Source organism: Paenarthrobacter sp. DKR-5 (assembly GCF_018531425.1).
In the GTDB taxonomy this organism is placed as follows: domain Bacteria; phylum Actinomycetota; class Actinomycetes; order Actinomycetales; family Micrococcaceae; genus DKR-5.
Window position 1 is genome coordinate 1 of the sequence record NZ_JAHBOI010000002.1, and the last position, 22,354, is coordinate 22,354.

The window sequence follows — 22,354 nt, forward strand, 5'->3', positions numbered from 1 at the left end:
CAACGGGCGCCTCGAACACCTCCGCGGCTCAGCCCTCGGATTCAGGAACCTCACCAACTACATCGCGAGATCACTCCTGGAATCCGGCGGCTTCCGATCCCGACTACACCCTTAATTACGATGAGCCAGTTTTTGCCCGGCAGAAGCCGCTTCAAGTCCTACGACGTGCAGCGCAGGCTGAGCGTCGCGGCGTCAGCACTTGTGGGGCTTTTAGGAGTAGTGCTGCTGTTTGTTGGCATGGTGTGGTCCCGCAGATGACCTCATTTGCTGCCCTTATCACCTTGGGCTCGACGGCTCTGACTAATGACGCTTGGGATGAATCGAGGTGGGCTTAGTCGTCGGCTACTTCTACGCCGGATTCGCTGTGCTGGCAGGCATTCTGGCCGTTATCTCCCCCTCAGCTTTTGGCCACATTGGCTGGGCGGCAGTTTCGGCGCTCTGTCTCGTGGCGACCACATTGACCGTTAGAAGTGCAAAGAGAAGGTAAGCGCCCCGTCTTCCTGACGGCGGGTAATCGGAACGGAAGGACACGCATTCTCGTGACAAGAAGGCAGAATGCGCTGGCATTGATCGGAAGCTGCGTTCTGCTGCTTGCCGGGCTCCTCGGGACAGTACGAGGCGACTGGACGCTCAGCGTTCTCGGCATAGCAGGAGGGCTATTTGGGGGGATCCTTACGCTCTACATTCGACACCACGGGCGCAGACGGTGAGCGCGGGAAGCACTCGCCGCGCCTTCGCTTGATCCGCCTTTACGCTAGGGAGACGACAGCAGATGCACCTCCGTTATCCACCTCTCGTTTTCTTCGAAATGGTAGGAATTTTCGCGGTGACACTCGCCGTGCTGCTTCTGCTGAGAGAGAGGTTTCCAGAAAGATTCCCGGCAAGGCGCCCCGGTCAGAAAACGCCAAAGAGGATTCTGATACCCCTTTGGGTTGCCGTCGCGTTCAGCCTCTTCTTCGCGTTCTTCTCGTTCGGGTCCGCCTAGCATCGGAGGCTTCAGCGCCCTGCCCCGCCTTCACGAGCGGTGTCGCTGGATTCGGCATCAAAATGTACTGTGTGTGACCGGTTTACGAGCTAAGGAAGTCCCGTGGTACTCCGAAATTTGGACTCTGTCGCCTCGAACTCGGTTGTCAGCCGATTGGCCGCCGCAGCACTGGCGGTTTCAACCGTGGTTGGGATGAGCCTTGTGGTCGCCTTTCATGACTTTCCGGTGTTCGTTCTTGCTTTCATCTGCCTGGCGGGTGTTGCCGTCGGCACCTTGCGCTTTGCCTGGTTGCTGTGGAGGAACCGAGGCCCGAACCGGACGTTCAGGCTGCGGCGTGAACGGTGGTTCTACGCCCTCTTAGGTGGCGGCGCTGTATTGGGTGCAGCCGCTGCCGGCTATTCGGACGCGCACACCGGAGGCTTATCGTCAACGGGCATCTATCTGGTGCTGCTGCCGCGGATAGCTGCCGACGCCTATAAGCGGGAAGGCCGCGCAGGAGGCAAAGGCCTGGCTGGCTCGATTTCGCCCCCCGGGAGGGATAATTCTGGCTAGCCTCAGCCGGCTTTTACGAGGGGCAGCTCCGCCCATTCGGTCGTGTACCACGGCGGGAGTGCCCGCCGCTTCATCCCCCGGTCAGGCTGCTCGACCATTCCGGCGCGGCCAAGGCCGATCGCAGAGGTCCCGCACTTGTCCATGACGTTCCCGAGCAGGGTCCCGATGTTCTTGTCCTCGTGGGCGGTCCGAACGGGGGCAGTTGTGGCTGGGCGCCGGCGGGCCGCAGGTCGGTGAGCATGACCCCCGCCCTGGTGTACGGTCGCCGTCGGCGATCAGGTCCTTCAGAGCGGACACCGCTGCTTTGGTGAGCAGGACAGGGCCGGCGGTCGGTGCCGGCAGCTTCACCGTCGCGGACGGGAAGGAGGCGTACCTCTCGCTGAAGTGGGAGGTGCCGGGAAAGCAGTTCACGATCTTGGTCTGCTGCTTGTCCTTGGCGAGCCGGATGGCGGCCTGCTGCGCGCAGATGCCACGTATCCGCGCCGTACACGTCACCGGGTCGGTCGACCTTCCGGTCGGGCTTGGCGTAGAGCAGGACCATCTTCGATGGCAGAGTCGAACGGTTGGCAGAAGATCGACCCCGCGGAACGACGGGGTCGGCATTTTGGTCCCAAGGACCAAAATGCGTGGCAATCTACAAGGGGTCGCAAGTCTCGATCGCTAATTGCAAGAAACGAGCGGCCTAGTTGCAAGACCTGCAACTAGGCCGCCGGCCTGCGACCCATGTGACCGCGGATGGGCCCAACAGGACGCCGGGGTCGTCATTTACGTGCGTCGGGATGCCTACGGCAGGGAATCCCTTCGATGGAGCGGATGGCTTCAGTGCCAAGCCCGGCCAAGACGATCGTTGTCGGCTTCCACGGGCATTACTCCTGGTGTGATGGTTGTTGTCGATTCAGGCAGGCTGCGGTTTTTGTCGATTCCGCGATGACGCCTGGTCCCGGATCACGGCGCCCGACGCTTCCGTCCGCCCCGCTTAGGTCGAGTAGATAAAGCGGCTCATCGCAATTGAGGGTGTGGGTGGGGTATAGACGCGCTTGGCGCGTCAGGCGTGGAGGGGGCGCAAAGTTCGACTTGGTACAGTGCCCTGGTGAATGTGCCGTCGAAGCCCGTCGCTGTCAGCGATGATGCGCAGCCGGGGCGCACGATGACCATGCGCGTGAAGATCGGCACGGTTGTCATCTGGCTGGTGTTCGTCCTCTATCTCATCCTCCTTATGAAGCTGTTGCTGTTCTCGCGGCCGCCGGGCTCGGGGCGCTCGTTCAACCTGATCCCGTTCGCGACAATTTCGGATTATCTGGTCGGCGGCTCGGCTGCGGTGAAGAGGTTCGCGATCGGCAACGTCGTCGGCAACATCGTGGCGTTTGTCCCGCTCGGCGCCTTCCTGCCCTTGGTGCGCCGGAACAGCAGGATCTGGATGAACCTCGTCTTCGTCGTCGGCGCGAGCGTCGCGCTGGAGATCGTCCAGGGCATCTTCGGGCTCGGCGCCTCTGACATCGACGATGTCATGCTGAACGCGGTCGGCGGCCTCATCGGCATCTTATTCTTCTCCCTCCTGCGGGTGCTCTTGCGCCGTTGGAGTCGGGTGATCGCTGTGGTGGCGGTGCTGTCGCTCCTGGCGGTGCCGATTCTCTGTTACTTCCTGTTCGCCATCAGACTGCGCATGTGATCCGGCCGCGCAGCGACTCATTGGGCCTCGTCCGCCACCGGCAACGTTCCGCCAGAAGCGGTCAAGGGGCGGTTCGGACTCCCCGCGGGCCGCTCTCGGCTTCACCATGCGGCCGTCCGCCACCGGACGCTCCGTCGCCCTCCATCCGCCGGAGTAACGGCCGATCACAGTCCACGGCGCTTCAGAGATAGCTCACACGGCCCAACATTCACCCTCACCGAAAATGCCACCCAAGCAGGCTCAGAAGCACGCCTAATGGATGTAGAGGAGTGGTGCTGATGCTCCCTGCCATGTTCGCAGGGTGGTTCGAGCACCTTGTTGCCACTTATTTCGAAACACGAGCTGGGCAGCTTTACCCCCACTTCGCAACATTGCCGCGAATAGCACCGGGCATAGCCTGCCTGGTTCATTCAGTTCTGATGGCGGCATGTGCCGTCGCCAGGAGCGTCGCGGACTCGGTGCTGGTGACGTGATTGCTGAGGCGTCCATTTGAGCGACCGACGGCGATCAGCTTCTCGGCGCGGAGAAACCTGAGGTGCTTCGACAGCTACGAAGGCCGGATTCCTGCTGCTTCCCGGAGCGAGCTCGCTGTTGCCAGACTCTCGGCGAGGACCTCCAGGAGCAGAACACGTACCGGGTGGGCCAGCACTTTGAACAGAGAGGCTTCGGCTGCCCTAAGGGCGGGTATCTTTTTCATGTTCTGTTAGTCCCTAATTTTTCCCGGGAATGACGCTTCCCCTTGGTCCCGGCATCCGCCTGCATGGAGGATATCGGGGAAGCGAACGGTCCGGAGCAGGGCCGTTGGGCCTGCTGTGCCACCGGCGTCGTCACCCCAGTCATTCGTCCAGGCGGTGCACGCATTTCAGGGCAGCGTCGACCGCTTTAAAGTTCCGGCATACCTCGGCCCCGGTTCCATCAGCGACGGTAATCGAGCAGAAACGCACGCTATACGCCCGGGTCTGAGCCGAGAATTTATAACAGGGACGGATTAGTCCAAGTCCCGGAGTAAGGCCGTCTCTTGGGATGCTTCATTGTTTGACTTCGTCGGGCTCTTCGGTTTCTGCTTCCGCTGCGGCGTTGCGCACGCCGCGGGGTTTGCCGGCTTTGAGCCAGGCAAGGTACAGCAGCGCTGCGATCAGGACGGCTGCGGCGAGGCTGACCACGGGCAGCCCGCGGGTCAGGTTGGCAACCAGGGTGAACGCGACGACAACGGCGCCGGTGACGTTCAAGAGTAGGTAGCCTGACCGGCGGTCGCGGTAGGAGAACAAGGCCATGGAGGCCAGGCCGGCAAGGAAGCTCAGGAACACGGATACGGCGTAGAACAAGACCAGTTCCTGGTCGTTGCCGCCGGCTGCTGCGGTGACCACGCCGGCGAGGACGATGAACAGGGCCACGCCCCAGTAAGGGGTGTGGTGGACGTTCGTTCGGCCAAGGCCCCCGGGAAGGATGCCGACAATCTCGCCGCGCGGTGTGGCGCGGCGGGCCAGCGCTTTGAGAAGGCCCGGGCCGGCTTGGAACGAAGAGCTTGCCGCTGAAAGCAGCAGCAGGGCGGTAACGAACTGGAAGGCTGCGAACAGGGGCGCCGGTGCGGCTAGCCGGGCCAGTTCCGCGATCTGCGTGCTGTCCTCGGGTGGGATGCCTACCTGAAGGTGGGCGGCTTCCATCGTCAGCCCGAGCGTGATGGTTCCCACGATCCCCAGGGTGAGCCACAGGGTGACTTTGCCGAACCGGCTTCGCCCGTCATTATCGAGCTGTCCGAGCTGGGCGATAGCCGAAGAAGGTGCTTCTACCCCGGTGGCCAGCGCCATTGCAACCGGGAACGCCAGCACCACCGCAATGACCGCCTGGTGGCTCGGGGTGCCGGTGACGGTACCAACGGTGTGAGGGGTGGCACCAAGCCCGTAAATCAGGACCATCGCGGACACGGCGATGAACGCGACGGTCATCGCTGCGAACACGAGCCGTCCCAGGTGCCCGAACCAGGTCAGGCCGCCCACAACGAGGACCAGTCCGAGCGCAAGGAGCAACCTCCACGGTGCGAGGGCCGGAAAATATGCGATGAGGGCCGATGCCCCGGCCGAGACGCTGATGGCGATGGTGAGCACGAAGTCAACGACGAGGGCGCCAATGGGAAGAAAAGACCAGCCGTCCCCGAACGCTTCACCAACGGCAGCCGAAGCCCCGCCGCCCTGCGGGTATCGGGCCACCAGCTGCCGGTAGTTCAGGATGACCAAAGCGATGATTGCCACTACGAGAACCATTGTCGGTACCAGCAGCGCCAGGTCACCGTTCAGGGCTCGCAGAGCAGCTTCGATTGCGTAGGCGACCGAGGATACGGGGTCGGCCATCACGGCGAACGCGAACCCGAGCAGAAGAGCCGTCCGGGAGTGAAGTCCTCTTCCATGGGCGGGCGCCACGGCCGTGCGGCCGGTCACAGGACACCCGCTGCTCGGCGGGACGTCGCCTTGGGCGAGGAGCAGAGAAAAGGAAAGCGCACGGGAAACCTCCGGTTCAAGAGCAGGACAAACACCCTGCCGACCAGACTTCCCGGCGCACCTGAACTTCAGCCTACCCCGTCGCGCCGACCGAGAGGCTCCGGTTTTGACGGTTCCTTTACGCCCTTAGGGTGACGTTCGCCTCCCTCTCGTGGGGTGTCGACAGGCTTCCTTTTCGCTCTGGTGCAGGTGAAGGTCACAGGGCCGGCGCAATGTGGACACCTGCGGGGCCGGTCTCTCAACCGCCCGGTACACCAGCCATGCCGGCGTCGCCCGATTCCATAGGCGCGACGCACCACGCGCTTTCCATCCCGCCAGCCTGGAGAGGTCCTGCAGCCAAAGACGGTAAGGATGGGACATGGTTGGTTTCGCAGTGCTTGCATGGCAGCCCTTGCCGGCGACAGTAGTTCGTCTGTTTTTCTCCGTGCCTCTGCGTTTTACCGGGTGGTCACCGGGGCCTCACTTCATTGTTGTCAAACTGGCCGTAGCCCTTCTCCTGATGGCGGTACTCTTTCGTGGACGCCTTACGGCCCTCGCCCGGTTGCGCAACCTGGGATGGAGGCGGCTCGCGTTTGCCTGCGGCGCCGGCGCCGTCGTGTTTTATGTGGCGTGGACCTTCTATCTGGGTGACACGATGCCGTCCACGACGGTTGCTTACAACTGGAATGTGGCCTGGGTCGCCCTCGATGGATTTGAAGGGCTCACCGCTTTGCTGACCACATTTTTCCTGTTCCGCGACAGCAATTACGCTGCGCTCAGCGCAGCGTCCTTTTCCACGAGCCTGTGCATCGACGCCCTCTTCAACGTCATAACGGCAGGTCAGGGCTCCGCATTGGTGACCGCGGTCCTTGAGGCCGGCCTCGTTGAAGGGCCCTTCGCGGTACTCTCGGCAGTGCTTGCCGTGAAACTCATCTCCGGAGGGCATACCTCCGAATAGAAGCTTTCACACCCGCCACCTTTCGTCTCTTGATCATCCGGTGGGGCGTAAGGATCACTGCTGAGTTGCCGTCCAAGTGGCCCAACAGCCTCTCATCATGGGCACTGCATCGCGCGGTGCCCATGGCACTCTCCATCTTTGTGCGACCTCACCGTGTTCAGTTCATCCCTCCGACTCCCTTCGAGCGGTTCAGCGATAGCCTGATGGAAAAGGAAGGCGTTTCCAGTGGCGGCGATCCTCCCTATAGTCCGCAGCTGCTGCAGAGGAAGGTACGAATGCGACTGTTCGATTCGAAAGCACACAAGAGTCCCGCACACGCCCGCCTGTATGCGACGATCGAAGTGATCTACACCATCGTTGATTTCACTGCAGCCGGGCTTTTTATCGCAGGCAGCATTATGTTCTTCCTGCCTTCCGCCAAGACCCCTGCGTTGTGGTGCTTCCTTGTGGGATCCATCTGCTTTGCACTTAAACCGACCCTGCGCCTGATCCGCCAGCTCCGTTACGTTCAGCTGGACAAAATTGATGCGCTGGCCAAAGCTGAGCAGTCCGGGTAACCGGCACCGGTCCGGGCAGGGACTGCGCCCCTTTCAGAAAGGGCGCGGCGACGCCGCCGGCCGCCCCAATCAGCCGGACAGCCGGAAGGTGAAAAGTCCGATTTCAGGGTCTTCGCCGCCCGCGGCGGCAGCGAACGCATTCATCGCGGCCGCGACCGGCTCCCTCTTATCGCGAGGCAAATTTCTGATCAGCTCTGCTACGGCCTTCCGCCGGCGCTGGAGGACTTCGCGCACGAGGGCTCGTCCCCTTGGCGTGACCGTCACCTGAAAATCCCCGTTTCCGGTCCGCTCCTCTAGGCGGACGATCAGTCCGCTTACGTGGAGACGCCGACAGCTGTTCATGGCGCTGGAAGGGTGGAACTGCAAGAGCCGTGCGACCGCGGCGACGCTCTGCTGCCCCTGCGGAGCGACCGCGAGCAGAACAGCCAGTTGCTGCCCCGTGGTTTCGTCGTCGACATCGAAGAGTGAGTGCGCAGCAATGCCCAGAAAGACGTCAGCAGCTCGAAGGGCAGCCTCCACATGTTCTGCCGCTGCGGGCGGTCCCGGGGTCGCCATGAACACAGTATCGTGCCGGTGCGGGTGCCAAGCAACGCAGGCAGCCCCATCGTCTATGATGCGGCCGGTGGCCTTCGCCGGCACGATCCCCCTAGGGACACCGCGACGGAGGCGCTCGCGCCGCATGGGAGGTGTGCGGCCCTGTCGTTGCACCGCTTTGCCCAGGAGACCTTCTCGGACGAATCGGAAGCCTGCCGGTTCCTTCTGAACCGGATGCGCAAGGACCCGACCACCCGGCCGCGGTGAACGCAAAAGCTCACGAAGAACGTGTTGGCTCTTCGGCGCTCATTGTCGAGACGCCGGCCGCGCCGAAATTCAATCTCCCCGTGGTCTGCGACCTACCCGTGCGGGGTGCCTCAGCCCTGTTCCTCCTGCCGGGCCTCGTTCCGGCGGTGTCGTATGTCCCCGGCGATGGAACGGAAGGCGGGAAACGAAAAGACCATCGCGAGGATGACGAACGCCACGAGTGTGGAGGCCAGGATCCCCATCGGCACGTAGAAAAACGGGCTGGCTGGCCGGGGATGGGTGGTCAGGACGGTCGCTACGGTCCCCATTGTCTCGATGATGAAAATCAGCCAACTGATCAGGAAGAACCGCTGAAAGCGGTTGAACAAGAATTGGCTGCGCGGACTCAGCTTTGTGAGATTTGAGAAGAGTCCGTTGTTCACGTCGTACGTCCTGATTTGGTCGGCTGGTTGCAGCGCTTTAGCCCGTGGCCCGGCTATTGGAAACATTGGCAGTCTTGCAGGGTGGACGCCGGCGCGCCACGTTCGAGGGAATCGACTCCCGTCGCCCGAGGCTGCGGCGGCGGGAGAAGTCAGGGGTGAAGGCCCCGTCCTGTCAGATTGGGTCTAAGACCCTTCACCGGGGTTCGTCAAGAAACGAGGATCCGAGCCTATTCTGACATCCCTGACAGGGCTTCCTGACATCAGGTTGGGGTGTGCCCTAATCGGATACGCACCGCTGCAGGATTTGGGCCCCCTTCGGGCAAAAGCGGTCCCGGGCGTGTCACTACTCGATCGGATCAGTCCACCAGGGCACATCTTGGTTCAGTTCCTCACCGAGTGAGAGGAAAGCATCGGGATCCTCATCGAGGTATCCCTCCTGATCCACGAAGAAGATCTTCCGCCGATACGCCTCGGCCATCGTCTGCAGCATCGGAGCGAGCGATTCGTACTCGATAGAATGATCTGGTTCGTCGATCATGAAGTGAACAATTTTCCCATTCCGCGATGACATTCGCGAGCAGGTGACAACGTAAAAATCGCCACCGCCATCTGCGAACAGCGGAAACCACTCGCGGCCCCACCGTTCGTTTCCTACGAAGTTGTTATAGATTTCGAGCCCTTCTTCAAGAGAAAGCATGTAGAAGCCCGGAAACAGGTATATGCGCCCTAGCTTGACGCCTTCACTGTCTGTGCCGTTATGCCATTCGTAGAGGGATGAGAGCTCGTCTCCGGGAAAGGGGAGGTCCAGCTTCGAAAGTTCTCCTCGCGTGATGTCCGGACGGACCCCAGGCTTCAGGCGGCGAAGCAACTCCAACCTTCCAAATTCTTCGTTGCTGAGGCTGATTTGCCGCAGGGCAGAAGTGAGGACGCTCACCATGGTCCAAAGACTACATCGAAGAGTTCGCCGTCCTGGAGGGATCGCGCTCACGCAGGATCCCGCTCCGGCCCGGTACTGTACCCCGGTGATCGCGGGCGCGCTTGACGGCTTCTCTGCTGTTTTGAGGCGCGCTTTTCCTGTAAGCGGGAGGGTTTCGTGGCGCGCCCTGGATGGCGACTCAGGGCATGGACTCGGCCCAAGTGCGGCCTTCGTCAATCGTTGCGAGCTTGAGTGCTCGCCAGTCCCGGGGCCCTTCCGCCTCCGCTTGCGAGCGTTGGAGATCAAGGCATATGCCTTGGAGGGCCCGTTGCGTGAGGGGGTGCGAAAGGAGTTCCACGTTGTATTCCGGGGTCACGATCCGAACGTCGGGAAGAAGCTCCTGCGCTGCGGAGTCTGCAGCTTCGTAAACTTGTGAAGCCGCAGCTTCACACTCGTCAGGGTCACCGCTGATCGCGACTCGAGCAGCGTAGGCTACGGCTGCCGCAGCGTTCTGCCCGTAGGCCATCTCAAAAACCCAGTCACCGAAATCATTTGGAACCAGAGACTCAGCAACTGCTTGTCCAGCAGCGAGGTCAGGGCTGCCCCCTGCGAGAGAAAACCAAACATCATCGAGGACCTGTTGAAGGGCAGCATAATTCCCCTGTGCGGTGCGCAGCGTATATCGCTCAAACAAGGGGAGGAGCCGCTGGGCGCAGCAAGCAGCGAAAGCCGTTTTCGCGGGACCAGACATATGCGAAACCCGTTCGAGTATTGCTTCTCTGTCATAGTTCATCGCCTGTTGGTCCTTACTCGCCTTCACCAGGCGGCGGTTGTTGGGCTCGTAATAGTGGCTCCCGATTCTTCCAGGAAAGTCCTGCAAGCAGCACATATCGGGCGAGACACGCCTATTGCCTTTGGTGTGAGACCTTCGGCCTCGGCGCCCCGCACGGCAGTAACTTCCGCATGGCTCTTCGGCAAGCGGGCAATGATGTCGCCATCTTGAGCCATGGCTTTCTGAGCTTGGCTGAGATCGCGTCCTCCTGAAGCCAAGATATCGCTGCCCTCATCAGTGCTCAACACGGCTGCTGTTCGGCTGTTTTGCTCGATCGGATGTGCCAAGGCTCCTTGTAGTTCCTCAGCTCGCGAGACGAGCCGATCACCTTCCGCCAGAGACTCGGCCGCTGCGCGCGCTTCGGCCTGGGCCGCAGCTCGCGCAGCGACCGCTTCCGCAGCTGCTTCCGCGGAGACCGCAGCTGTGCCCAGTCCTGCAGCCTCAGGGGCGAGTGCGCCAAACGTGAAGACTGCTCCTGCTGTTAGTGCAACGACGGCGACGCCGACGCCAATGCGTCGCCAGGTCTGGGCCGTTTGAGGCCTTATCGGCGGTGATATCAGTGGGGAAGGTCTCAGTTGTAGAGCCGCCGTTGGTGACCGCGTAGATGAAACCGGTGGCGGCGAGTTTTCCGGTGTTGGTGATGGTGAAGTCATAGCCGCTCGTACCGACGGTGCCGGTGGAGTCGGTGCCGTCATTGGCGTCCGTGGCAACAATCGGGGATCCGCTCGCCGGAGCGACCACCGGGGTGCCCGGTGCCTGGGTGTCGATGGTGAAGTTGAACGTCATGGTCCCTGACGCGACGTTGGAGGAGTCGAAGGCTTGGGAGCGCAACTGGTAGGCACCATCCGGGAGCGTCGACGGTGCCGTCCAACTGGCTTTTCCTCCGGAGCCGGCACAGACACCCGGGTGCCGGCACCGTATTCATGGGTGCCGCCGGCGGTATAGACGTCGAATGAAACCGAGATGTTCCCGCCGGTGCTACCGTCCGGGTCCGAGGCAGAGACGGTATATGTGGGTTGCCGGTAGCGGGTCAGGTACGTCGACCCTGCCGCCCACCATTAGCGGCGGCCTCTGTTCTCTTCGCACGGGCCATCACGGCCCTGCGCCTCAAGCCCGCCCCGACGACATACACGGGGCCAACCACCAGCCAACTTCGCTGACCGGCGCACCGTCCTCACTCGCAAGCGCCGGCCGGGATCGGCTCACCGCCGTCAGCCGACCCTGGTTTCATGCCGGCCTACGACGCCCGACTCGTCGGCTATGGCACGGGGTACAGGATGTCAGGTTCGGGTGTGCCCCAATTGGGCACTTCTCGCTTCCGAACCATGCGGGGCGCCCGGTTTCAAATGGTCTGAGTTGGCATGCCTCGGGTCGTCTGTGCCTCTTTGCGATCGTGGTGCGGGGCAACTGCTGGGCGGTCGGTTGTAGGGAAGTGCTTGGGGCGTCCGCTGGATTCCCGGGGGATGAGGGTGGGCATGGCTTTGCGGATTCGTGGTTCCTTGTCCGGATGGGTGATGAGATCGATGGCTGTGTTTGCGATCTGATCAAGGGGTACGTGCACTGAAGACAGGGGCGTGGAAAGCCGAGCGGAGAGCGGTGTGTCGTTGTATCCGACAAGCGCCAGGTCCTGCCCGACGGAGATTCCGGCGTGGTGGGCTGCGGTGATGACGCCGAGAGCGATGTTGTCGTTGGCCGCAAAGATCGCCGTCGGACACTTCCCGGTCCCCTGGCCGAGCAGCGATTCGCCAGCTGAGTAACCATTTTCAATGCCATAGCCGGCGGCGATCAGCCATTCCGGGGGAGGGGTGATCCCTGCCTCGGCGAAGGCCCGTCGGGCGCCTGCGAGGCGCCCGACGGCGCTTGATGTGAAGGACGGTCCCGTGATGACTGCAATATCCCGGTGGCCGAGGTCAATAAGGTGCCGGACGGCCAGGTATCCGCCGACTTCATCGTCTCCCACAGCGGATGGACTCACGCCATCCGTGCGCAGCACCAGGGCGTGGGCTACCCGGCGTTCCCGCAGCAGTCGCGGCAAGTCGTCATCGAGACGGGCGGTAGCGAGGATCAGCCCGTCGACGTTGCGGTCCAGCAGCGTCTCGGCCGCGCGGCGTTCGTCTTCAGGGTCGTCGCCGCTCGTGGCGACCATGGCGAAGTAGCCTCGGTCCGAGGCCGCGCGCTCCAATTCTTCAAACATAAGCGCCATCACCGTGTCGCTTAGGCGCGGTACGAGCACCCCCAGCGTCCGGGTTTCTCCCCGTCGCAGGCTTGACGCGAAAGAGTTCCGCCGATAACCGAGCTGCTCGGCAACCTTGCGTACATGCTCCGCAGCAGCGGAGCGCGAGGCTGTGCCGCGGTCATCGAGGGCACGGCTGGCGGTCGAAACGCTGACTCCGCTCGCCGCCGCAACCTCCCGCAGCGTGACGCTTGCTCCTGGTGCGGCTGGTTCCATGCGAATGCTCCTCCTGGGGATTGTTCTAGAAGCCACCTTATTTCCTCCTCGCGTGCAACAGGGTCTTGACAGTGATCTGCAACACGTCCCAGAATGAGAACGTTCCCGCAAACGTTATCAATCCTAGCGGGATTACGATCTAGAAAACAGAGGAAGCTCTCATGACCATCGATCTTCGCGGGCTGGTTCCCGCACCCGTAACGCCGTTCACTCGCGACGGCAGCATCGACGTCGACGCGATCCACCGGCTCGGCGGCTGGCTCGGCAGCGTCGAGGGCGTCAAGGGCCTCGTCGTCCTCGGCCACGCCGGAGAAGGGACTTTCCTGACCCAGGACGAGCAGGCGCTGGTCATCCGTGAGTTCAGGAACGCCGTTAACGGCGAAATCCCGATCATCGCCGGCATCACGGGGGAGGGCAACATGGTCGCCGCCTTGGAGGCTAAGCGTGCCGTCGAGGCGGGCGCATCGGCGGGCCTGGTTTACCCCTCGCACGGCTGGCTCCGCTTTGGATACCAGAAGGGGGCACCGCAGACCCGCTACAAGGAAATCTACGAAACTTCCGGCCTGCCTCTGATTCTCTTCCAGTACCCGGACGCCACAAAGGCGACCTATGACCTGGAAACCCAGCTGGAGATCGCCGGCCAGGATGGCGTCTTCGCAACCAAGAACGGCGTGCGCAACATGAAGCGCTGGGACACTGAGATTCCGGTCCTGCGGGCCACCTATCCGGACCTGCAGATCCTGACCTGCCACGACGAGTACCTGCTGCACACCATGTTCGACGTCGACGGAGCCCTGGTCGGATACGGCGGGCTGGCCCCTGAACCCCTTGTCGAGCTGATCGCGGCGGGCAAGGCCAAGGACTACGCGGCCGCGCGGGCCATCCACGACCGTCTCCTGCCGGTCACCAAGAACGTCTACCACCGCGGGTCGCACATGGAAGGGACCGTCGCACTTAAGGAAGGCCTCGTGGCCCGAGGCATTTTGGAGCACGCCACGGTCCGCCCGCCCCTGCTTCCCCTGGCCGAAGGCGCCGGCGACGAGATTGCCCTGGCACTGAAGTCAGCCAACCTGGGCAGCGTCACCGTCCCGGCCTGATCCCCGGATCCAAGGATGGCGGGCGCACCGCCCGCCATCCTTCCCAAGCTTTCACTCTCCAACCTGGTCAACGACGACCCCCAGCACCGCAAAGCTGGAGAAGGAGGACTCGCAATGCGCGAGCTGAACAAGACCGCCGCCGCCCTTAAGACCCGCCCGGCGCATCCCGTCCCCGCAGGACATGCGGCAGGACATGCCGCAGCTCCGGCCGGCGCCCCCACGTTCTATACCCGCAGGGAGGTCCGGTTCATCTTGGCCTTCGCCCTGCTGGGCACGCTCTTCGACGGCGCGGAGCTGAATCTGATCGGCTTCCCGCTCGCTTACATCTCGGACAGCCTGCATGTGTCCACGATTGCTCTCATCACCGTCGCAACGGTGCAGGGCTTCGCATCCATCCTCGGCGGGTTCGTGTTCGGCACGCTCGGCGATACCCTGGGCCGGCGGCGCACCTTCGCCATCTCGGTCATCGCTTTCGGGATCGCGGCGACCCTTGGCGGCCTTGCCTCCAACTATGAGATCTTCCTGCTGACCCGCGTGCTTGCCGGCGTGGGCATGGGCGGTCTTTTCGGGCTTTCGTTCTCGATGTTCACGGAGTGCTGGCAGACCCAGCGACGCGGAACCATGGGCGGCATCATCCAATCCATGTACTTTGTAGGCGAAATCCTCACCGCCGGCCTGATCTACCTGTTCCTGTCCTCCCTCGGCCACGACCTGGGCTGGCGCGCAGGATACGCCGCGATCGGCCTGATCAGCCTTGTCATCGGCGCGGCATCCCTGAAGCTGCTGCCCGAGTCCAAGCAATGGCTGGCCTACCAGCAACACCGAAGGAACGGCACACTCCCGGCGGAACTGCGCCGCTCCAAGGTTCCCGTGATCGACATCTTTCGGCCGCGCTTCCTCGACGGAACCGTCCTGTTCATGATCCTCTCGACCGCGATGTTCCTTACGACGAACTCCGTCGGGGCCTACCTGTCCACGTATCTCCTGAAGACCCAGCACCTGCCCCTGGACACCGCGAGCCTGATCGTTCTGCTCGGGTACGTCTCCACGATCATCACCTACTCCGCGACCGGCTTCATCTCGGACCGCATCCGCCGCAAGTATGCGTTCACGGCGGCCTGCCTCTTCGGAACTGTCGGCTTCGTCTGGTTCCTTTCCCTGCTCGCCTCAGGGCACGCGCAAATCACCGGCCCATTCTGGACCGCGCCCGCCTTCTGGGCGCTAATGATCTGCGCCGGAGGAGCCGGAGGATTCGGCGTCCTCGGGGTCTGGATGTCCGAGTTCTTCCCCACCCGCATCCGCTCCACCGGCTCCAGCGCCAGCTACTACGTCGGACGCGGCCTCGGAGCTGGGGTCTTCCCGCTCTTCGCACTCACCCTCGCCGGCACCGTCCCGTTCGCTCTGGCGCTCGGCATCATCGGCCCGGTGGCAGGCGTCATCTTCTCGGTCCTCACCCCCGACCGCACCGGACGCACCATCGCCGAACTCGAGTAGCGCCCGCACAGCAAGTCAAACCGGCCCGTGCAAGTCCTTTGCCTGGTTGTTCGGACCCTGCGAACAACCAGGCAAAGGTGCGCTACGGAAGAGCGCGGTGTGGGCGCCCACCGAGCCGCCGACGTCACGTGAAGAGCGGCCGTCAGCTGCCAAAGCTGGTGAATCGAGAAAACCAGGCCGGACCACCCGTTGGTTTCCCGTCTTCGGGATAGGGCCTGGACTGTCCTCCTCGTGCGCAGGGGCCCCCAGGTTGCTTGCGGGAGTTCGGTGGTGATGTCTGCGCGGAGGTGTGTGCCGTCAGGCAGGGGGATGGTGTGTGTGGTGGTCACGCGGGCAGTCTATGCGGACGGCGGCGCCGGGCGCGGGAGGGGTTGTTGACGGGCCGTCCGGCGCAGTGCCCATCAGCCAGGCCACGAAGGCCATCAACGATGCGATGGATGCCATATGGGCTTACCCGGCCCGTATGTCGGCCCGGGTAGCTATGCCGCCGACTCCGCACACATGGCTGTCATGACCACACCCGTACCCTCCAGTGCCGCCCAGTCTGCTTCAGTGATGAAGGAACTGGAGCGTCAATACCGCACCTTCCTTCCCGCGAAGAGCTACGCGGTGATCCGCGTCGACGGCAAAGGCTTCGCCTAATACACCATGGCCTGCGGTGCCCGTCCGACCCGAAGTTCACCACGGACATGAAGGCGACCGCGCAGTTCCTGTGTGAGAACATCGACGGCGCGCAGTTCGCCTACACGCAGTCCGACGAGATCTCCGTGGTGATCTCCGACCTGGGCAACGACAACACCCAGGCGTGGTTCGGCGGACAGGTACAGAAGATCGTCTCCACCACCGCGGCCCTGGCGACCGCCAAGTTCAACCGGCTCCGGCCCGAGATCGACTCCCTCGCCCTGTTCGACGGCCGCACGCATCACTCGGAGGGCCCGGAGGGCCTGCTGGAGTACGTGCGCTGGCGGCAGGCGGACGCGATCAGGGACAGCGTCAGCATGCTCGCCTCCCACCATTTCAGCCACCGGCAGCTGACCGGGTGTCCGTGCGGGAGTGCAAGGTCATGCTCGCCGAGAAGGGCGTCCGTTGGGACGCGCTGGACCAGGCGGTGAAGCAGGGAACCCTGGTGCGCAGGGCGCTTACGGAGGAGACGGTGACGTACTGCCACACGAAGCTGCACGAGTACAAGGCTCTCGATGTTCAGCGCAACGTTTGGTCGCCGGTCGCGGCGCCGTACTTCGAGTCGGTGGAGATGCTCGGGTTGCCCGTCCAGGTGTACTGACCGCGCACAAAGGAGGCCGCACCGGGCAGTTGCCGGCGCGGCCTCCTTCAGCCCCGGTCCCTAGGAGAGGACGCGGATGTTCTGTGCCTGCGGGCCCTTCTGGCCCTGGCCGATTTCGTACTCGACCTTCTGGTTTTCCTCGAGCGACCGGTAGCCGCCGCCGGTGATGGCCGAGAAGTGAGCGAACACGTCCTGGCTTCCGTCATCGGGCTCGATGAACCCGAAGCCCTTTTCCGCGTTGAACCATTTGACCGTGCCAGTTGCCATTCCGTGCTTCCTTCTCGGACGTCGACGCGGCACCGCTTTTCGGAGCCGTCGGACTGTCCTCGTGATGACCCTATGCGGGCGGCGCACCGGTGACAACAGGTTCGGATCGAACGCCGGCGGGCGTGGCCCTATTTGTTGCGGGCGTAGTCGGCAAAGCCTTGCCAGTCGAGCATGACGCAGTGCTCGTCGCCGACGACCCACGCGTCGTGGCCGGGCGGGACGGCCATGTAGTCTCCGGCCGCGAATTCGGTCTCCTGCCCGTCGTTCATGACGACTTTCAGGCGCCCGGATACAACGTACCCTGTGTGCGCGGCTTCGCAGCTGTCGGTCTTGACCGGGGGCTTGACGTGCCGGGACCACTGCCAGCCCGGTTCGAACACTGCCCGGCCCACGCCTCCGTTCTGCAGGTCAACGAGGTCCAGTTTGCCTTTGCCGTCTTCGAAGGACCGGGTTTCTTCCGGTTCGTCGAGACTTTTGCGGATCATTCCAGCCATGGCGGACCCCATTCCTTTCGCTGTTTGCCTGACGACGCTGTGTCAGGAGGCAGGGTTCGGCGTGAAGTAGTTGGCGACCTCGTAGTAGGTGGTCGTCGGGGGCGCAGGGAAGCCTGCCTCCTTGCTGAGCGGCCCGATCTTTTCCTGGGCGAACTTGTCGTACTGTTCGCGGGATTCCCGTACGTCGGTGATGAGCAGGTTGCCGTCCGACTCGGCCGCCCGGTGGGAGATCGATCCTGCCGGTCCCGGGCCGCCCGGAGTGAGGCCCATCTTCTGGTTGACTTCTTTGTATTGCGCCAGGGTGGCGCCTTTGAATTCCATGATGATTGCGACAGCCATCTCGTGCTCCTTGCACTTGCAGGCACGCAAGTCGCGGCCCGCGATTGAACCGACAGGCCCCGGTTTACGCCGGTCGCATGGTGACGTCAATGGCCTTTCGGCGTGTCACGCGGCGGCCTGCATCGCATGTTTTCCGACGAGCTCACGGAAGGGACACGCGGCGGAGGCTGCAGCTCTTTAGGCCCACCCCGTTCGCGGGCGACCTCCCGGTCGGGTTCGGCGGAAAGAAGGCCCATCTTCGATGACAGAGTCGAGCCGTTGGCTGAAGACGTTACCCGCGGAACGACGGGGTTGGCATCTGGTCCCTGGAACCAAGATGCCTGGCAATCTGCACTAGTTGCGAGTCTGGATAACTAGTTGCACGAAATGGGCTGCCTAGTTGCAAGATCTGCAACTAGGCAGCCCGCGGTTGGACCGGTAGCGCCTAACCGTGTCGCATGATCGTCACGATGTGTGGACTCTTGGTGCTAGGCGCTTCCCGTCCAGGGAAACGCTCCGCATGGCCGAAGTCGTGCCTCACGAGTTCTTCGCCGCGTGACGGGGGTTGCCGGTCGCGATGGGTCAAGGGAAGGACCGGGCGGCCCCCAGAATCCTTTGACTGCAACCCCACCCGCGCCTCACCGAAGAAGCGCTCACCAGCTTGCCGTCAGCGGCCGCGGTCTCCGATGACCGCATCGCCGGCTTCGCCTACTGCGGCTACATGGCCCCGGACCTGTTCGAACTTAGCGCGGGTCAACCACTTTCTGCATGCAGTGGTTCTTGCCCTTTGGGCGCTGATAGGCGGACCCGGCCTGTTCGAACATGGTTCGGGTGGCGCTGTACAGGAACGACGCCGAGACCTTCCTGCCCTGGGTGTCCTGCGGGTAGGCCTCAACCAAGCCACCGCCGGCCGCCGCGATGAGTGCGACGGCCCCGTCAAGTGCCGCCGCCGCGACGCCCCGCCGCCGGTAAGACCGGTCAACAAAGAAGCACGTGATCCGGTAGTCGGGGAGGACGTCGGTTCCGGCCAGGTACTCCTTGCGGTGAGCGATCCCTGGAAGTTCCGCCGGGCTGCCGTACTGGGCCCAGCCCACCGCCGTCGCGCCGTCGAACACGAGGGCTGCGTGGGCGTGGCCTGTCTCGACCAGGCCGCGCTTGAAGTCGCGGGAATCCTCGGCAGTTCCGGAGCTCGAACCGGGCGCGGCATGCGTTTCCCGGTGGAACCAAGTGCACCAACAGCCGCCCATCCCGGCACCGCCGTGCCGGGCAGCCAAGGCGGCGAAGGCGTCCCAAGTTTCGCTCGTCAGCGCCTTGATCTCGTAGTCAGCCACGACGGCATCCTTTCGACAGTTGGTCCGTTGCCTTTCAGCAACCGGATGCGGCCGCATTCGGTCAGGACGCCGAGGAGATCCTGATGATTCTGTCCGCCCGGTCCGCCGTGGCGTGGATGATCTTCGCGTTCTGCTCGTCGGAGCCAAGGGCCCAGTGACGCGCTTGGTCTTCGGTTTTTCCGTGTGCGATGTGCCGGTAAATGAGCCGCTGACGGCGTGTGTCTTCGTTTGGCTCGAGGTACCAGGATTCGGTCAATGCGGCGCGCGCCTTACTCCACCAGCCTGTGTCGGAAAGTAGGTAGTTGCCCTCGGTGATGATCAGGGGAACGTGTGCGTAGACGGGGATTGCGCCGGCGATGGGTTCTTCCAAATCGCGATCGAAATAGGGCGAATAGATGGTTTCGGAGGGCTGCTGCTTCTTGATGCGCTCGAGCAGGTTTGCGTAACCGGCGTCGTCGAACGTTTCGATGGCGCCTTTAATGTTCCTGATGCCGCGTTCGATGAGCACGGCGTTGGCGAGGTGAAAGCCGTCCATTGGAACGAGGACGGCGCGCTGCGGTCCGAGTGCCGCTACGAGTTGCGCGGCGAGGGTCGATTTGCCCGCTCCGGGGGCGCCGGCAATTCCGAGCAGTTCCCTTTTGCCCGTGGAAGCGAGTTCGGTTGCGCGCTGGATAAGTGCAGGCAGCTGGGCCGCGGGTGCTGTCATCGTTCTTGTTCTCCGGTAGGGGGACGGAGGCGGGAGAGCCAGGATCGGGTGCCGGTGTGGCTGCATTTTATCGCTGCGATGTGCGCGGCGAATGCGAGATGCTTCGAGATTTCGCCGGAAGCGGGAGTGTGGTGACGCTGTGTGGCCCGCGCGAATGCGTAGGCCCCATGGAATGCATCCCCGGCCGCGAGGGAATCCACGACTTCGGTTTGCTCGGCTGGAACCGTTCCGGAGTCGTCGCGGGTGGCCCACCTGATCGGCGCTGCGCCGTTGGTGACAGCCGCGACGTCGACGCCGGCCCGCAACAGGTCCTGGAGCAGGTCATTCTCGTCGGGCCGGGAGTCCATCCGGAAATCCGCTGAGCAGATCACCTCGGACATCAGTGGTATCAGTTCAGGCATGCTTGGCTTCCATCGGCCGGCGTCCAGGATCATGGGTGGGCGGCTGCTTGTGTGCAGGTAACCGGCTAGTGACTGCGCCAGCCCCTGATGGTGACCGTCGAACAGCGCGATGTCGCAATTGTCCAGCGCTCTCGTGAGTGTCGCATCAGGGGAGTGGGCCACCGGCGCGGCCGCGGCTGTTGCGTCGGTGGAGACGATTTGGCGGTTCCCGGTGGACTCTTCGACAACTATCGATGACACGGGCAGCGAGAAGCCGAGTTGGGCCAGATCGATCAGCTGGACGCTGCAGGCGGCCAGGTCCTCTTTCGCGATACGCGCAGCAGCGCCTTCTCCGACGTAGCTGATGAGGGTGGCGTCCCCGCCGAGGGCGGCGAAGGTGACGGCCGCATTGAGGGCGGGGCCTCCGGCCGCGATGTCCTGCCTGGCTGCTGTGGCTTTCTTGTTGCTCGTCGGCAGAGTGCCTACCCGTTGGACGACGTCGAGAGTGGCCAGCCCCACGAAGACGCCCCGGGGCAGACGCGGTGCAGCAGTGTCCTCACCGCCCACCGGCTCGCTCCTCCTCTGTGGGTTCCATTGCGCCGGTCATGAGGGCTACGACTTCCGACATTGACCGGTCTCCGGTGCGAACGACAGCAGCGCGGCGGCCGAGCCTGTGGACGTGGATGCGGTCGGCGACGTCGAAGACGTGAGGCATGTCGTGGCTGATGAGAATCACGGGCAGACCCCGTTCCCTGATTTCGCGGATCAGGTCGATGACCATTCCCGATTCCTTGACACCGAGCGCTGCCGTGGGCTCATCCATGATGATGACCCGTTTGCCGAACGCGGCGGCGCGAACCACGGCCACCCCCTGACGTTGACCGCCCGAGAGTGTCTCAACAGGCTGGACGGCTGAACGGATGCCGATCTTCAGGTCGGCCAGGTGCTTCATCGACTCCTCGCGCATTGCGGACTTGTCCAACTGCCGCAGGACTGATCCGAGGAATCCCTTTTTGCGCACTTCGCGGCCGAGGAAGACGTTGCTGGCGATGTCCAGGGCGGGGATGACGGCGAGGTCCTGGTAGACGGTTTCAATGCCATGGCGGCGAGCGTCGAGGGTGGTGCGGAATCGAACGGGTTGGCCGTCCATGTGGATTTCGCCGGAATCAGGGATCAGGGCGCCGGAGAGCGCCTTGATCAGGCTTGACTTTCCCGCACCGTTGTCACCGATAACGGCGAGGACTTCGCCTTCGCGCAGCTCGAAGTCTGCTCCGTTGATGGCAGTGACGCTTCCATACCGTTTGACCAGGTTGCTGGCTTGGAGAACTGGGGTGCTGGTCATGAGGACCTCCGGCGTGCGAATTGGTCGAAAGCGACGGCGACGATGACGAGGACGCCGGTCGCAATGTTCTGGTAGAGGTTATCGACGCCCACAAGGGTCAGTCCGTTGCGCAGGACGCCGACAATAAGAGTGCCGATGAGGGTCCCGACCACCGAGCCGCGCCCGCCGAAGAGGCTGGTTCCGCCGATGACGACGGCCGTGATGGTGTCGAGGTTCGCGGTTTGAAAGGCGTTAGGGTCGGCGGTGGGGATGCGGCCGAGGGCGGCCCAGGCGGCGATTGCCGCGATGACCCCGGTGAAGATGTAGGCGGAGAAGAGTGTGCGGTTGGTTTTGATGCCGGCCAGACGCGCCGCTGTGGGGCTGCCGCCGACAGCATAAATGTGTCGGCCGCCGGCGGTTTGGGTCAGAGCGTACCAGGTGACGGCATAGACGAGAATGAGGACGAAAACCCCGAGGGTGGTGCGCGCGGTGCCTGAGCCTATCGAAGTGCCGAGGAAGGTGAGCACGCTGTCCTGGACCGGATAAGTGGCTGAGCCTGCGAAGAGTTGAGTCGCGGCCGAGACCGCGGTGAACGTGCCCAAGGTGACGATGAAGGGCGGCAGTTTGAATACCGTGACGAGCGTGCCGTTGACCGCGCCGACGGCCATGCAGATCAACAGCGTGGCAATCAGGGCAGCGACCGCGCCGCCCGATCCGACTGTCTTGGCCAGCATGATCGTCCCGAGCACTGCGGTTGCACCGATCGAAAGGTCGATGCCGGCCGTCAGGATGATCAGGGTCTGCCCGACGGCGAGAATGCCGACCACGATTGACTGTTGAAGGATCAGGGACAGGTTGAAGGGGCTCAGGAAACGCGGGGACGCCACAGCGAAGATGATCACGGCGAGGATGAGCGCCCCGAGCGGCCCGAAAAGCGGTTGATGCAGAACCCTGCTGACATCGAATGTGGGTTTGGACGGCGGCGCTGCCATGGTGGGGGATGAAGACATGAGAACTTCCTTAGTTCTTTCTCAAGGGTTCCGGCGGCA

26 protein-coding genes are annotated in these 22,354 nt (G+C 63.2%); 9 read left to right on the forward strand and 17 right to left on the reverse strand.

Features of this window, described 5'->3' with window-relative positions:
• Positions 1-1,087: 1,087 nt before the first annotated feature.
• On the forward strand, positions 1,088-1,537 hold the full coding sequence (locus tag KIH31_RS03320; protein WP_214425679.1) for a hypothetical protein: 450 nt from the start codon (positions 1,088-1,090) through the stop codon (positions 1,535-1,537).
• A gap of 2 nt (positions 1,538-1,539) precedes the next feature.
• On the opposite strand, the gene KIH31_RS18455 is transcribed toward KIH31_RS03320, so the two are convergent.
• Positions 1,540-1,680, reverse strand: a complete 141-nt coding sequence (locus KIH31_RS18455; protein WP_214425680.1) for a DUF4113 domain-containing protein — start codon at positions 1,678-1,680, stop codon at positions 1,540-1,542.
• A 947-nt stretch (positions 1,681-2,627) separates the two neighbouring features.
• Here KIH31_RS18455 and KIH31_RS03330 point away from each other — a divergent pair.
• Positions 2,628-3,206 (forward strand): VanZ family protein, encoded by a 579-nt coding sequence (locus KIH31_RS03330; protein WP_214425681.1) that lies wholly within the window; start codon positions 2,628-2,630, stop codon positions 3,204-3,206.
• A gap of 1,028 nt (positions 3,207-4,234) precedes the next feature.
• Here the strand turns inward: KIH31_RS03330 and KIH31_RS03335 are convergent.
• Complete coding sequence (locus KIH31_RS03335) at positions 4,235-5,554, reverse strand: amino acid permease (RefSeq protein ID WP_214425682.1); 1,320 nt, start codon at positions 5,552-5,554, stop codon at positions 4,235-4,237.
• Positions 5,555-6,059: 505 nt separating this feature from the next.
• Between KIH31_RS03335 and KIH31_RS03340 the strand changes: the two genes are divergently transcribed.
• Both KIH31_RS03340 and KIH31_RS18045 read left to right on the forward strand, forming a co-directional pair.
• Entirely contained in the window at positions 6,060-6,638 is a 579-nt protein-coding gene (locus KIH31_RS03340; RefSeq protein ID WP_214425683.1) for a hypothetical protein, read from the forward strand.
• A 122-nt stretch (positions 6,639-6,760) separates the two neighbouring features.
• Positions 6,761-7,195 carry a YrhK family protein gene (locus KIH31_RS18045; protein WP_250545466.1) on the forward strand — a complete coding sequence of 145 codons (435 nt, stop codon included), beginning with the start codon at positions 6,761-6,763 and terminating at the stop codon, positions 7,193-7,195.
• A 69-nt stretch (positions 7,196-7,264) separates the two neighbouring features.
• On the opposite strand, the gene KIH31_RS03350 is transcribed toward KIH31_RS18045, so the two are convergent.
• The 7 genes from KIH31_RS03350 to KIH31_RS03380 all read right to left on the reverse strand — a co-directional run bounded on the left by KIH31_RS03350 (position 7,265) and on the right by KIH31_RS03380 (position 12,615).
• Positions 7,265-7,750 (reverse strand): MarR family winged helix-turn-helix transcriptional regulator, encoded by a 486-nt coding sequence (locus tag KIH31_RS03350; protein WP_214425684.1) that lies wholly within the window; start codon positions 7,748-7,750, stop codon positions 7,265-7,267.
• Positions 7,751-8,106: 356 nt separating this feature from the next.
• On the reverse strand, positions 8,107-8,304 hold the full coding sequence (locus KIH31_RS03355) for a hypothetical protein (RefSeq protein WP_214425685.1): 198 nt from the start codon (positions 8,302-8,304) through the stop codon (positions 8,107-8,109).
• A gap of 457 nt (positions 8,305-8,761) precedes the next feature.
• Positions 8,762-9,355: an SMI1/KNR4 family protein gene (locus KIH31_RS03360; protein WP_214425686.1), complete on the reverse strand. Its 594-nt coding sequence runs from the start codon at positions 9,353-9,355 to the stop codon at positions 8,762-8,764.
• A gap of 178 nt (positions 9,356-9,533) precedes the next feature.
• A complete protein-coding gene (locus KIH31_RS03365; RefSeq protein WP_214425687.1) occupies positions 9,534-10,127 on the reverse strand; it encodes a DUF416 family protein in 594 nt (197 codons plus the stop codon).
• A 23-nt stretch (positions 10,128-10,150) separates the two neighbouring features.
• On the reverse strand, positions 10,151-10,453 hold the full coding sequence (locus KIH31_RS03370; RefSeq protein WP_214425688.1) for a hypothetical protein: 303 nt from the start codon (positions 10,451-10,453) through the stop codon (positions 10,151-10,153).
• 154 nt (positions 10,454-10,607) lie between these two features.
• Positions 10,608-10,997: a hypothetical protein gene (locus tag KIH31_RS03375; RefSeq protein ID WP_214425689.1), complete on the reverse strand. Its 390-nt coding sequence runs from the start codon at positions 10,995-10,997 to the stop codon at positions 10,608-10,610.
• A 511-nt stretch (positions 10,998-11,508) separates the two neighbouring features.
• Entirely contained in the window at positions 11,509-12,615 is a 1,107-nt protein-coding gene (locus KIH31_RS03380; protein WP_214425690.1) for a LacI family DNA-binding transcriptional regulator, read from the reverse strand.
• 161 nt (positions 12,616-12,776) lie between these two features.
• Between KIH31_RS03380 and KIH31_RS03385 the strand changes: the two genes are divergently transcribed.
• From KIH31_RS03385 to KIH31_RS03405, 5 genes are all read left to right on the forward strand, one after another.
• On the forward strand, positions 12,777-13,712 hold the full coding sequence (locus tag KIH31_RS03385; protein ID WP_214425691.1) for a dihydrodipicolinate synthase family protein: 936 nt from the start codon (positions 12,777-12,779) through the stop codon (positions 13,710-13,712).
• Positions 13,713-13,826: 114 nt separating this feature from the next.
• Positions 13,827-15,206, forward strand: a complete 1,380-nt coding sequence (locus KIH31_RS03390) for an MFS transporter (RefSeq protein ID WP_214425692.1) — start codon at positions 13,827-13,829, stop codon at positions 15,204-15,206.
• 510 nt (positions 15,207-15,716) lie between these two features.
• A complete protein-coding gene (locus KIH31_RS03395) occupies positions 15,717-15,848 on the forward strand; it encodes a tRNA(His) guanylyltransferase Thg1 family protein (protein ID WP_214425693.1) in 132 nt (43 codons plus the stop codon).
• Positions 15,849-15,895: 47 nt separating this feature from the next.
• Positions 15,896-16,318, forward strand: coding sequence for a tRNA(His) guanylyltransferase Thg1 family protein (locus KIH31_RS03400; RefSeq protein ID WP_214426212.1), 423 nt, complete (start codon positions 15,896-15,898; stop codon positions 16,316-16,318).
• Positions 16,315-16,488 (forward strand): hypothetical protein, encoded by a 174-nt coding sequence (locus KIH31_RS03405; RefSeq protein ID WP_214425694.1) that lies wholly within the window; start codon positions 16,315-16,317, stop codon positions 16,486-16,488. The genes KIH31_RS03400 and KIH31_RS03405 overlap by 4 nt, the downstream gene beginning before the upstream one ends.
• Before the next feature lie 60 nt (positions 16,489-16,548).
• Here the strand turns inward: KIH31_RS03405 and KIH31_RS03410 are convergent, their stop codons facing one another.
• The 8 genes from KIH31_RS03410 to KIH31_RS03445 all read right to left on the reverse strand — a co-directional run bounded on the left by KIH31_RS03410 (position 16,549) and on the right by KIH31_RS03445 (position 22,315).
• Positions 16,549-16,755, reverse strand: coding sequence for a cold-shock protein (locus KIH31_RS03410; protein ID WP_214425695.1), 207 nt, complete (start codon positions 16,753-16,755; stop codon positions 16,549-16,551).
• A gap of 128 nt (positions 16,756-16,883) precedes the next feature.
• Positions 16,884-17,249, reverse strand: coding sequence for a cupin domain-containing protein (locus tag KIH31_RS03415; protein ID WP_214425696.1), 366 nt, complete (start codon positions 17,247-17,249; stop codon positions 16,884-16,886).
• 42 nt (positions 17,250-17,291) lie between these two features.
• Positions 17,292-17,588 (reverse strand): hypothetical protein, encoded by a 297-nt coding sequence (locus KIH31_RS03420; RefSeq protein WP_214425697.1) that lies wholly within the window; start codon positions 17,586-17,588, stop codon positions 17,292-17,294.
• Between the two features lie 722 nt (positions 17,589-18,310).
• Complete coding sequence (locus KIH31_RS03425; protein ID WP_214425698.1) at positions 18,311-18,898, reverse strand: GNAT family N-acetyltransferase; 588 nt, start codon at positions 18,896-18,898, stop codon at positions 18,311-18,313.
• Between the two features lie 61 nt (positions 18,899-18,959).
• On the reverse strand, positions 18,960-19,604 hold the full coding sequence (locus KIH31_RS03430) for a nucleoside/nucleotide kinase family protein (protein WP_214425699.1): 645 nt from the start codon (positions 19,602-19,604) through the stop codon (positions 18,960-18,962).
• On the reverse strand, positions 19,601-20,551 hold the full coding sequence (locus KIH31_RS03435; RefSeq protein WP_214425700.1) for a PfkB family carbohydrate kinase: 951 nt from the start codon (positions 20,549-20,551) through the stop codon (positions 19,601-19,603). The genes KIH31_RS03430 and KIH31_RS03435 overlap by 4 nt, the downstream gene beginning before the upstream one ends.
• A complete protein-coding gene (locus KIH31_RS03440; protein ID WP_214425701.1) occupies positions 20,541-21,326 on the reverse strand; it encodes an ATP-binding cassette domain-containing protein in 786 nt (261 codons plus the stop codon). The genes KIH31_RS03435 and KIH31_RS03440 overlap by 11 nt, the downstream gene beginning before the upstream one ends.
• On the reverse strand, positions 21,323-22,315 hold the full coding sequence (locus tag KIH31_RS03445; protein ID WP_214425702.1) for an ABC transporter permease: 993 nt from the start codon (positions 22,313-22,315) through the stop codon (positions 21,323-21,325). Before KIH31_RS03445 ends, KIH31_RS03440 begins: the two co-directional genes overlap by 4 nt.
• Positions 22,316-22,354 lie beyond the last annotated feature (39 nt).

Coding starts and splice junctions, on each gene's coding strand:
- KIH31_RS18455 (WP_214425680.1), bottom strand. CDS start 1,680: ATGGACAAGTGCGGGACCTCTGCGATCGGCCTTGGCCGCGCCGGAATG.
- KIH31_RS03335 (WP_214425682.1), bottom strand. CDS start 5,554: ATGGCCGACCCCGTATCCTCGGTCGCCTACGCAATCGAAGCTGCTCTG.
- KIH31_RS03340 (WP_214425683.1), top strand. CDS start 6,060: ATGGTTGGTTTCGCAGTGCTTGCATGGCAGCCCTTGCCGGCGACAGTA.
- KIH31_RS18045 (WP_250545466.1), top strand. CDS start 6,761: ATGGCACTCTCCATCTTTGTGCGACCTCACCGTGTTCAGTTCATCCCT.
- KIH31_RS03350 (WP_214425684.1), bottom strand. CDS start 7,750: ATGGCGACCCCGGGACCGCCCGCAGCGGCAGAACATGTGGAGGCTGCC.
- KIH31_RS03355 (WP_214425685.1), bottom strand. CDS start 8,304: ATGGGGACCGTAGCGACCGTCCTGACCACCCATCCCCGGCCAGCCAGC.
- KIH31_RS03360 (WP_214425686.1), bottom strand. CDS start 9,355: ATGGTGAGCGTCCTCACTTCTGCCCTGCGGCAAATCAGCCTCAGCAAC.
- KIH31_RS03365 (WP_214425687.1), bottom strand. CDS start 10,127: ATGAACTATGACAGAGAAGCAATACTCGAACGGGTTTCGCATATGTCT.
- KIH31_RS03380 (WP_214425690.1), bottom strand. CDS start 12,615: ATGGAACCAGCCGCACCAGGAGCAAGCGTCACGCTGCGGGAGGTTGCG.
- KIH31_RS03385 (WP_214425691.1), top strand. CDS start 12,777: ATGACCATCGATCTTCGCGGGCTGGTTCCCGCACCCGTAACGCCGTTC.
- KIH31_RS03390 (WP_214425692.1), top strand. CDS start 13,827: ATGCGCGAGCTGAACAAGACCGCCGCCGCCCTTAAGACCCGCCCGGCG.
- KIH31_RS03395 (WP_214425693.1), top strand. CDS start 15,717: ATGACCACACCCGTACCCTCCAGTGCCGCCCAGTCTGCTTCAGTGATG.
- KIH31_RS03400 (WP_214426212.1), top strand. CDS start 15,896: ATGAAGGCGACCGCGCAGTTCCTGTGTGAGAACATCGACGGCGCGCAG.
- KIH31_RS03410 (WP_214425695.1), bottom strand. CDS start 16,755: ATGGCAACTGGCACGGTCAAATGGTTCAACGCGGAAAAGGGCTTCGGG.
- KIH31_RS03415 (WP_214425696.1), bottom strand. CDS start 17,249: ATGGCTGGAATGATCCGCAAAAGTCTCGACGAACCGGAAGAAACCCGG.
- KIH31_RS03420 (WP_214425697.1), bottom strand. CDS start 17,588: ATGGCTGTCGCAATCATCATGGAATTCAAAGGCGCCACCCTGGCGCAA.
- KIH31_RS03430 (WP_214425699.1), bottom strand. CDS start 19,604: ATGACAGCACCCGCGGCCCAGCTGCCTGCACTTATCCAGCGCGCAACC.
- KIH31_RS03440 (WP_214425701.1), bottom strand. CDS start 21,326: ATGACCAGCACCCCAGTTCTCCAAGCCAGCAACCTGGTCAAACGGTAT.
- KIH31_RS03445 (WP_214425702.1), bottom strand. CDS start 22,315: ATGTCTTCATCCCCCACCATGGCAGCGCCGCCGTCCAAACCCACATTC.